The organism is Pseudobutyrivibrio sp. (genome assembly GCF_015057185.1).
GTDB lineage: Bacteria > Bacillota > Clostridia > Lachnospirales > Lachnospiraceae > Pseudobutyrivibrio.
In genome coordinates this window covers 1-9996 of record NZ_SVEV01000056.1, presented here as the reverse complement: position 1 = coordinate 9996, position 9996 = coordinate 1, and the positions used below count along the sequence as shown (strand labels likewise).

Genomic DNA, 9996 nt, shown 5'->3' with positions numbered 1-9996 from the left:
ATAAAAAGGATTCAGTGCCCATCCGTTAGGATGGTGGCTGAATCCTTACCTTTTAGGGGAGTTTTTTAACAGCTCCTATGTCCTCATCCGGTATAGATATTAATTATTCTAGAATTTGTCCATCCCTTGAAATTGTAATTACTTGCCAAGGGATAAACTTTCCACTATTTTTTAGAGCCATCTCGGCAGCATGTTGTAAACCTCCACAGCAAGGCACTTCCATTCTAACGACAGTAACACTCTTAATATTGTTGTCTCTAATAATCTCTGTTAGTTTTTCAGAGTAATCGATATCATCTAACTTAGGACAGCCTATTAGTGTAATTTTCCCTTTCATAAAGTCTTCATGCATATTTGCATATGCATATGCTGAACAATCTGCTGCTATTAAAAGCTTTGCTCCATCATAAAATGGGGCTCGAGTAGGCAACAGCTTAATTTGGCAAGGCCATTGCATTAGTCTAGATACAGGACGAGATACTTTAACAAGTCCGTCTACTTCAGCTGTACTATCATCTTTGTTTTCAAGGCTCATATATCTTGAGCCAGGACAACCTCCAGTATGAATCATTTCATTATTAGATGTCATTTTCGTCTCCTCCTGCTTCTTTATCTGACTAGCTTTTACTGCAGCCTCATCATATGCTGGTGCCTCTCGTTCTTCAAAGGTTATTGCCCCCGTTGGGCATCCTGGCAAACAATCTCCAAATCCATCGCAAAAGTTTTCTCGTACCAATTTTGCTTTTCCATCTATTATGTCGATTGCGCCTTCGTGGCACGCTGATGCGCAGATGCCGCAACCATTACATTTTTCTTCATCAATATGAATAATTTGTCTTATCATATGCTACCTCTTTCTTTAATCATTTCTTGCGTTTATGGAAACAGTATAGTATTGTTAGCATAAATAGTATGTGGTTATAACCACATTTCAAATTTCTTTGGAGGTGTATTATGAATGGCAACCAGATAACACAAAATATTTTATTTAATAAAATGACAACTGAAGAATTTGAACTTGCTAAGATTGGACTTGCATTTAAAAAGAAAAAATATAAGAAGAATTCTACTATTCTTTCTGCGGGTTCTAAGACTATTAATATGGGATTTGTACTTTTAGGCAGTGTAAGAATTGAAAGTAATGATATATGGGGAAACAGGACAATATTAAGCCACGTGGCAATGGGCCAATTCTTTGCAGAAACATATGCCTATCTTTTAGATGAACCTATGCTTGTCGATGTTATCGCTAATGAAGATTGTGAAGTTCTTTTCATGGATCTATCTTCTATTAAACAAGCCACAAGTATTAACGAAACCTGGAAGGTAAAATTTATCTCTAGTCTACTAACTATATCATCTAGAAAAAACCTTGCTCTCTCAGGCAGAAGTTTTCATACTGCGCCAAAAACCATCAGGGCTCGAGTAATGTCATATCTTAATTCTATTGCATTAAAAAAAGGCAGTCAGGAATTTGACATTCCATTTGACCGCCAACAATTAGCTGATTACTTAAATATCGAGAGAACTGCCCTCTCAAAGGAATTAGGCAAAATGCAAAATGATGGATTAATCTCCGTTCACAAAAATCATTTCGCAATTCTTACCTAATACAAAAGAGCTCGATTCATAAATTATTTACCATCAGGAAAGCTTGTAAAGGCAGCGCTTTCAACAGTTGGTATGCCATATTTTTCTTTAGCATCAGCAAATGCCTTTATCATGAAAGACATATTACGTGCAAGGTTTCTCATTGTTTGAAGGCCTTCTAAGTCCTTCTTTACATCTTCAGCTGTAAACCCATGTACTTGATTCCAATAAGTACTTGTTGCAATAGGCATTCCACTTATTGAGAAGTATTTATTCAAAACGTCAAAAGTAGCTGTATTACCTCCACGACGAGCGCTAACTACTGCAGCACCGACTTTTAAATGCTTTGAAAATGAGGTGCTATAAAACAATCTATCAAGGAAAGAAAGAACTGTACCGTTGGGAGAAGCATAATATACTGGGCTTCCAACAACTAAACCATCTGCATCCTCAAATTTTGGAGCTACTTCGTTTACTAAATCATCGAAAACGCATTTCCCAAGCTCACTACATTTTCCACATGCAATACAGCCTCTAATATCTTTATTTCCGATATTAATGATTTCAGTATCGATTCCTTCTTCTGAAAATATTTTAACCATCTCCTGTAAAGCTGTTGCAGTACATCCATTAGATTTTGCACTCCCGTTTAATAACAATACTTTTGCCATACATTCACCCCTTTTACATTCTCACTACTACAATTGTTCTGAAAGAATTCTATAATAAATACCTTTACCCGCTGCTATTGACACAAAACCTGCCACAATGGCAATACTTATATGTCTTGAGTCAAGCTGATTATATACAATATATCTCATTGCTGCAGTGAGCATAGATGTAAATGTAGCGGTAAGTGTAACAACAAAGGATGTATACAAAATTCCTTTGGTCCAACGAGCAAAGAATAATCCTAAACGATTAATTGGACGTTTTGAACGTCTTAGAGAATTTCGCCATATCTTCATAAGGACTATAAGCTGTTCAAAATCATCTGGTGAATCCTTAAAAGTAATGTTCCGTTTCAATAATTCTATTGGTGCATTTGGTACTAACTCTGGTCTAGCATTGAATGTAAGAATTGCCTCTTGCAATAAAAGTAGCTTATCCTCAGCATTTAAATGTCCCGACTGACTTTCATATGCTTCCTGCAAAGATTCTATAAATATTCTCTGATTAAAAGTAAGCTTCATCTTTAAGCGAGCCAAATTATTAGGATCTGCCATAAAACGATTATACTCTTTATTTATTGTTTCTCTTGTTTTTTCACTAACTACTATCTTCATATTACTAATCTCATTTCTAGAAATATAGTATAGCCAAGAAATTTTACCTCTTCAATAAAATAAATCTTAAATATTTATAAACTAAAACAACCCAGCTATTAGCAGCTGGGTTGTTTTTATATTTCAAATTCTACGTGTGTGGTTGTATCCACAAAAGGTACTACAACATCTTTTGTTGCCTCTAAACGAAGCTCATTTTTTTTATATTCTTTTACGGCTTCTTCGTTATCAAAAATAGCTTCCATGGCCACATCTCCATTTGATGAACTGAGACAATCTGTATATACCTCAATATTTTGAACCCCTGGTATCTTACCATTGAGGTCCTCCAATCTAGTCTTCATATTTGCCTTGATTGTCTCAAGATTGGGCCCAAAACACTTGTCCTGTAGCTTCCATATAATTATGTGCTTAACCATTATGTATTACTCTCCGATTTCTTTCTCTAATGGCTAATAGTTTAACACTTTTAACTATTTTCTTCCATATTCTCGTTACACTTTATTTTTTCCTACTATAGTAGGCATTTGATTCTCAAGTCTAGTTAATTCACAAAGTTCAAACCATTGACACGAACCACAAACATTCCTAAATTCATCTGTTTCAAAGATTTTATTCTTTGCTCTTTTTGCAAAGGTATTCCAGTCATCCATGTCATTATAAGACAATCCGCATATACGAAGTACAGACTCGTCCATAGTTTTTACTTTGTCCAATGAGCCGCATTTCCCATCATTATTATTGGGACATGCCGAGCAAACATCGTCACACCCTTCATGCAAAACTACTGATTCCCCTTTTGAAACCTTTGTTACAATATTATTCATATGCCTGGTGAAGGCCTCACTATACCCGTGGCCTGTATATTTCTGAATGCACAATAAATGATGTGGGCGCAAGTTTAGCATATTATCTCCTTCTCTATCCAATCCCATCCAATACATCTTTTATATTGCTCGTTAGGAAACTCACATTCTCTATTCCATGGTCTATCAAAAACCATTATTTTCAAATCTGGTAAATGATTAAAATACTTAAATGCCATTGGCGAATCTTCAATTGCATAATCAAATGTCATCTTATAAAAATCTTCTAACTCCAAATTATAACTGCTATCAGAAATAAAAAAATCTCTCCCATATTTATTAAGAAAGAACAGCTTTACTCTATCGAGACCGTGTTCATCAAGCCATTTTCTAGATTGTTCATATGTGTTATATGGGCGCCCAGTAATTATAAATACTTCATGGCCGTTATCAATTAATTTATTTAGAACTCTAGATGCTCCTGGTGTCTCCTCATATGAAAGAAGAATTTCAGATTTATGGCCTTCAACCATGAGCTCAGTATACTCATCATCTGTTAAATCAAATGCTTTCTGCAAATTAAAGAAACGAACATCCTCATATGGGACCTCCTTTCCAAAAAGCCTCTTGGCAATCTCTGTAAATGATTTTGCAGTTTCACATAAGCAATCATCAAAATCTACATAAAATCTCATCGATAATATCCTCTTTCTGATTATTTCCCTAAAAGATAATTTTATCAGTTTTTAGCTTATAGCGATATAAAAATAATCAAGAGTTTTCCAGGCAAAACAAGACACGTTATTAGCGCAATTTTTCACCGCGTTTTAGCTAATAATTGATACAACTAAACTAAAAACTAACAGTATAATTCTATATAGATAGTTTTTACTTAGGAGGAGAATATAATGGAATTATTAAAAGTAACAGATCCTGAATTTACGAACTACGGAAGAATAATTGAAGGTTATGAAGAAGAAAAGCAGCAGATTGTAGAAGCTCTTAGTGCAAAGACTCCTATTCCTGAGGGAACAGATTATGTTGCTGAAGAGAAGGAACTTCAAAATCTATCGGCATCCCAGAAAATATCCAATTCTCTTTTTGGTGGATCTCCAATGCAGTTTGGATGGTGCAATGGCCATAATACTAAGCTCAATTGCCTTGAATATCATCGTTCAAGCGAAATCAATCTCGGTGCAACAGATTTCATTCTTTTACTTGCAAAACGCGAAGAAATTGTTGATTTCAAAATCAATTCTAGCAAGGTAAAAGCATTTTTTGTTCCAAAGGGAGTAATGATTGAAGTTTATGCTACCGCATTACACTATGCACCTTGCCAAACACGCAAAGATGCTGGTTTCCAAGTATTAGTTGGTTTGCCAAAGGGCACAAATGTAGGCATGCCAAACTTTACTGCAGGAAACCAAGAAGATAAATTACTTACTGCTACTAATAAGTGGTTACTTGCACACTCAGAATCTTCTGAAGCTCACAATGGAGCATGGGTTGGAATAACCGGAGAAAACATCGATATTATCGGTTCTTTGCCTTCATAAAAAACATATTTACTAATTTATACATATATAGCAAAAGTCCAGGAGCAATGCTCCTGGACTTACATTTTATGCTACAGCTACGACTTTCAATGCACAGTTTGAAATAAACTCTGTGAAAATCCCCTGATCTTTTAATTCGAATGCTCTTCTAATAACTTCCTCCACTGTGCTACATCTAATAATTTGTCCTACAACCATTTTTCCTCTCCTCCATAGGTTTATTTTTTAACTCTGAAGGAATATTAGCACTTGTATTATCACACTAGTGTCACAGCAATTAAAGTTTATTAGCAATCAAATTTATGCATCCTTTGAGTGTCTCTCACCAATCTGGAATTCATCGCTATGCTCAAACATATACTGGACTGTCATTGGCTCAGAACCTGTAAGCTTCTGGAAATCATCAGTCTTAACTGCCATCTTGCCTTCTCTAATTGCCTGAGCAAAAGTTACCATTCCATCTGAAGAGAATGGAGCCTCTGAACCCTTCTTAAATACACCATCAGTTGTTCTTGGTACTCCCATTGCATCAAATACCTGATAGTTCTCTTCATCAGTAAGTTCTTTGTATGAAATATTATTACCAGTAGCTTTGTTACCAATCTCGATAAACTGAGTGATAGTCATAAGCTCTGATCCATTAATATCTAAAGTCGCATGATCATATTCAGCTCCTCTGTAAAGAGCGTATGCAACAGCCTTTGCGCAATCCTTACGCGAAATATATGCCATTAAACCATCACCCTGGCTATTCTTAAGAACTCCATCGCCTTTAACATATGTGAAGTAATTTGTAATCATTGCCTCAGCATACTGTGAATTACGAAGGAAAATGTAATCAAGACCAACAGACTTAACATAATCCTCTGTATAAATATGATCCTTCTTCTCAACTGAAGGATTTGTCTCATCGCCTGCGTTTACTAGAGATGTGTAAATAATCTGCTTAACGCCAGCAGCCTTTGCAGCATCTACAACGTTCTTATGTGCATTCTGTCTCTTAGCACCAACGAATGGCATAGAGATAAGAGCAAGTCTCTCAGCGCCAGCAAATGCTTCCTCAAGGCCTTCATAGTTATTGAAATTTGCCTGACGAGTCTCTACCCCCTGTGCTTTGAACAAATCAAGTGCTTCTTGGCTATATCCAACAAATATTAAATCCTCTTTGTTGGCTAAAGTAAGAAGTACTCTTGCAGCCTCTGATCCAAGGTTTCCATCAACACCTGTTAATAATAATTTACCCATGTTTCCTCCTTTTGGCCAAACAGCCTACCGCTTATTTGATAACTCCATAATAGTTAAATTTTTATCAATCGTCCAATCCAAAAAATCAATGGGTCATAAGTAAATCAAATTATATTTAAAAAAGCCTCTAAAGTAGGATTTTTATTTGCTTTGGAATATCCTGCCGCAATAATATATTTGTGGCTACTATCAACTATTGGGATTAGTCTAATAGCATCACCGTATTCAGCTAAGCTTTGGCTTTCTGGCGCAAAGCCAATATACCCTTCTGTGATAATTGAAAACATCTCAGTCTCCAAATCATCTACGGTCTTTTCAATGATGGGCTCAAACCCATCCAGTTTAGCCCTATCAACCATTTTTTCATAGAGATTTCCAATCACTTTTTCACTTAGCATTATAAGTGGATACTTATATAACTCCTCAGTAGTTATACTATCATGTTCAAATAATGGATGTCCCTTCCCTATCATAGCTCTATATTTACCTTGTTGAAGTATCTTGTACTTGATAGATGGACTCTCTACGAATTCAGCTGAAAAAGATATGGCTACATCACATAAATCTCTTTCTAAATAGTCATCTGTATCTTTTAATTTTATCTTATTTAGTTGTAATTCCGCATGCGGATATTTGCTTTTAAAAATGGGAATAATTGGTAATAATGCTTGTATATCGGCAGTTGAAGAATAAGCAATTTTTAAAGGCGGCAACACATCATCTCTCATTTGATTCATTTTTGTTACCGTCTTTTCGTACTGCCGATATAAATTCTTGCATTCATCATAGAATAACGCACCGGCTTCAGTCGGCTCGATTGGATTCACTGATCTATCAAAAAACTGTAGTCTAAACTGATTTTCAAGAGAACTTATAAACTGACTTAAGGCAGCTTGAGATATGAAATTTTTCTTTGCTGTTTCTGTAAAATTGCGGCATTCATATAAGTCAATATAATACTTTAATTTTTCTATATGCATATTTTCTCCTCAGAACAATAGCTTACGAATTCAAGCTATCTAATAAAGAGTCGATATATTGTTCTTTTAAACTATCTGTAGGAACAATCTGATTGCTCTCAAAACCAAATCTTCTTCCTCTGAGTTCTTCCATTTGTTTTCTTGCAATAAACCTTTGTAAAAAAGCTGCATGCTCAGATGAAAGTATGCATCCGCAAAATGTATCACCATCTTCAAGTTCACGTGTATTAACTACCTTGCCTATAAACTTACCTACAACTTTTTCACCATCTGCCTTATTCTCCGTAAGGAATAGAGTAAAAGGTTCACCAGATTTTACAGTACATGTACCCTGCAGAACAAATCCCATTCCACAATATGATAGATCCTTAACCACAATATTGTGAAACTTGCCATCTTGTTGCAGTAGCATGGTTCTGTTCATGGCAATTCTAACACCTTTACGACGATTAATCTTACGTCCAACTACATTAGCGCTTCTTAGAATATTAATAACTTTGCCATTAGACAGTTTTGTTTTATATATTTTGACATTCTCCCACCCAAAAACTGATTCCGTATTAACCGCAATCAATCTTAGAGAAGTGAGTTTTCCCTTAAATGAAGCCGCCAATAATCTCTCTTCCCATACTTTTATAACGTTCTCTAAAGGAATAACATCGCTACCAAAACGACTTCTTATTTCTTCTTTTTCTACATCAGAAATGTTAGCATATTCAACTGGTAATTCTATTTCTTGCTTTTCAACTAAAGCTATAACAGATAAAGTAAATTCTTTTGTAACTCTATTTATTAATAATTTATCGCTGTTTCTATCAATCATACTGCAAAATATCTATAGATATTATATTAACCCTAATTTTTTCAATCCATTGAAAATGCCGTTATCACCTATATTAGTAGTAATAATATTAGCTATAGCCTTTAAATCATCAGAAGCATTACCCATAGCTACACCAATTCCGGCATATTCTAGCATTTCAAAATCATTTGGTCCGTCACCGAAAGCTACTGTTTCCTCTCTAGTCTTGCCAAGGAACTCGATTAATTTTCTCATACCAAGAGCTTTTGTGACTCCAGCAACAGTAATTTCACCTGATGCATCTCTTTCACTCTTAAAACTCATTGCAGTAACATCAAATTCTGAACCTATTAATTCATTTACTTTATCATATGTAAACCCTGCCTTATAATAGCAGACTTTTTCAGCATTTTTATATTGCGCAGTATTAGCGGCAATATTATCATCTATCTCTTGTGATTCAAATATTTTTGAAATATTCTTTGGCATATCGCCTTTCATGCGTTTTTTGAAATTATCAAACATCTCCTCAAAACAAGCTCTTGTGGAAATAACCCTATCGGTGCATTGAAGCATATAAATAATATTATTTTCATTGAAAAAACTAAAAAGCTTATCGAGCTGTGTGCTTGTAAGATGATGTTCAAATATAACGTTACCTTCATACTCAACATATGCGCCTGCTGCGCATACATATCCGTCAAATCCAAAATCCAGTAATCTTTTTTCTATCTGACATTTGCTTCTTCCTGAACAGATAAAAATTTTATGTCCATTATCTTTTGCTTTTTGTAGTGCTTCCTTAGCACTCTCTGGAAATTCACCTCCGAAATCAATCAAAGTACCATCTATATCAAAAAATATTACCTTTTGTTCCATTACTAGTTCCTTACATATTACTATTTTGTTTTCTTAACTGTTTTATTATAACAAGAAAAATAAATGTTGTCTAAAACCATAATATTCCTACTGATTCACTTTAAGACATTTTATCTAATTCCTTTGCAAACAGCTCTTGAAATTTATTTTGTTCAATTTTCTTTAATTCACTGTATTTTTTTACTACATCAGAGCTTAATTCTTCACTAGATAACCATTTCAAGTTACCTTTTGCTTTTTCACTTTTAATAACAACTTGAACATATTCCGGTCCAATCATCAGAAGTTGCATGGCTTCAGTTTCGTTTAAGAAACCACTTGTCGTAATTCCTAAAGTATCATAAATAATATCATTTGCTATTGGTCCAATTATTACATCTGCATCTAAATTATCTTGCTTTCCATGTCTGTTCTTATAAATATAATTAAACCACTCTTCGTCTCTTGTAAAATTTTTAACCTTGAGATTCTCAGTATCAAGACTGTATATATTAACAATACATTTATTATCTACAGTTTCGCGAGCCCATCTGTAAGCGAATTCTTTGTCAGGAGTCATATAAAAACCCTGGCCAAAATCTGCATTTTTGCGCCCATAATGTAAATCAGGATCTTGAATTATATTTAGGCTTGCATGAAATAGTAACATAGGTTCCCTCCCACTTTTTTATTCACTATAAATAATTATAAAAAAAAAGCAAGCATTCTGCTCGCTTTGAATATTTTAAGTTTAGAACTATGCTATTATAGCAACCTCAAAACTTCACACAGTAAAACTTAGTAGTCCGAATTCGCTAAACATCTTTTTTTAGAATAAACCTTCGATCTATTAGTATTCATCAGCTGAATGCG

Annotated in this window: 14 protein-coding genes; 2 read left to right on the top strand and 12 right to left on the bottom strand. The window is 34.6% G+C overall.

Annotated features, from left to right (window positions below; genetic code table 11):
• Window positions 1–103: 103 nt before the first annotated feature.
• Window positions 104–844, bottom strand: a complete 741-nt coding sequence (locus tag E7276_RS14885) for an ATP-binding protein (RefSeq protein ID WP_294219334.1) — start codon at window positions 842–844, stop codon at window positions 104–106.
• 110 nt (window positions 845–954) lie between these two features.
• Between E7276_RS14885 and E7276_RS14880 the strand changes: the two genes are divergently transcribed.
• Complete coding sequence (locus tag E7276_RS14880; protein ID WP_294219333.1) at window positions 955–1611, top strand: Crp/Fnr family transcriptional regulator; 657 nt, start codon at window positions 955–957, stop codon at window positions 1609–1611.
• A gap of 23 nt (window positions 1612–1634) precedes the next feature.
• Here the strand turns inward: E7276_RS14880 and E7276_RS14875 are convergent, their stop codons facing one another.
• The 5 genes from E7276_RS14875 to E7276_RS14855 form a co-directional block, all read right to left on the bottom strand.
• Window positions 1635–2261 carry a flavodoxin family protein gene (locus E7276_RS14875; protein ID WP_294219330.1) on the bottom strand — a complete coding sequence of 209 codons (627 nt, stop codon included), beginning with the start codon at window positions 2259–2261 and terminating at the stop codon, window positions 1635–1637.
• Window positions 2262–2288: 27 nt separating this feature from the next.
• A complete protein-coding gene (locus tag E7276_RS14870) occupies window positions 2289–2876 on the bottom strand; it encodes a hypothetical protein (RefSeq protein ID WP_294219328.1) in 588 nt (195 codons plus the stop codon).
• 116 nt (window positions 2877–2992) lie between these two features.
• Complete coding sequence (locus E7276_RS14865; RefSeq protein WP_294219325.1) at window positions 2993–3295, bottom strand: Dabb family protein; 303 nt, start codon at window positions 3293–3295, stop codon at window positions 2993–2995.
• A gap of 75 nt (window positions 3296–3370) precedes the next feature.
• Window positions 3371–3784: a DUF1284 domain-containing protein gene (locus E7276_RS14860; RefSeq protein ID WP_294219324.1), complete on the bottom strand. Its 414-nt coding sequence runs from the start codon at window positions 3782–3784 to the stop codon at window positions 3371–3373.
• A complete protein-coding gene (locus E7276_RS14855) occupies window positions 3778–4377 on the bottom strand; it encodes a 5' nucleotidase, NT5C type (protein ID WP_294219321.1) in 600 nt (199 codons plus the stop codon). The genes E7276_RS14860 and E7276_RS14855 overlap by 7 nt, the downstream gene beginning before the upstream one ends.
• Window positions 4378–4590: 213 nt before the next feature.
• Between E7276_RS14855 and E7276_RS14850 the strand changes: the two genes are divergently transcribed.
• A complete protein-coding gene (locus E7276_RS14850) occupies window positions 4591–5238 on the top strand; it encodes a DUF4867 family protein (protein ID WP_294219319.1) in 648 nt (215 codons plus the stop codon).
• Window positions 5239–5304: 66 nt separating this feature from the next.
• On the opposite strand, the gene E7276_RS14845 is transcribed toward E7276_RS14850, so the two are convergent.
• The 6 genes from E7276_RS14845 to E7276_RS14820 all read right to left on the bottom strand — a co-directional run bounded on the left by E7276_RS14845 (window position 5305) and on the right by E7276_RS14820 (window position 9793).
• The gene (locus E7276_RS14845) at window positions 5305–5436 is read right to left on the bottom strand and encodes a hypothetical protein (RefSeq protein ID WP_294219316.1); all 132 of its coding nucleotides are present in this window, start codon (window positions 5434–5436) and stop codon (window positions 5305–5307) included.
• 102 nt (window positions 5437–5538) lie between these two features.
• Window positions 5539–6483 carry an NmrA family NAD(P)-binding protein gene (locus E7276_RS14840; RefSeq protein WP_294219313.1) on the bottom strand — a complete coding sequence of 315 codons (945 nt, stop codon included), beginning with the start codon at window positions 6481–6483 and terminating at the stop codon, window positions 5539–5541.
• Between the two features lie 104 nt (window positions 6484–6587).
• Window positions 6588–7463, bottom strand: coding sequence for a LysR family transcriptional regulator (locus E7276_RS14835; RefSeq protein WP_294219310.1), 876 nt, complete (start codon window positions 7461–7463; stop codon window positions 6588–6590).
• Between the two features lie 22 nt (window positions 7464–7485).
• Window positions 7486–8286, bottom strand: a complete 801-nt coding sequence (locus tag E7276_RS14830; protein ID WP_294219306.1) for a PilZ domain-containing protein — start codon at window positions 8284–8286, stop codon at window positions 7486–7488.
• A 21-nt stretch (window positions 8287–8307) separates the two neighbouring features.
• A complete protein-coding gene (locus E7276_RS14825; RefSeq protein WP_294219303.1) occupies window positions 8308–9144 on the bottom strand; it encodes a Cof-type HAD-IIB family hydrolase in 837 nt (278 codons plus the stop codon).
• Between the two features lie 100 nt (window positions 9145–9244).
• Window positions 9245–9793 carry a DUF3990 domain-containing protein gene (locus tag E7276_RS14820; protein WP_294219300.1) on the bottom strand — a complete coding sequence of 183 codons (549 nt, stop codon included), beginning with the start codon at window positions 9791–9793 and terminating at the stop codon, window positions 9245–9247.
• Window positions 9794–9996 lie beyond the last annotated feature (203 nt).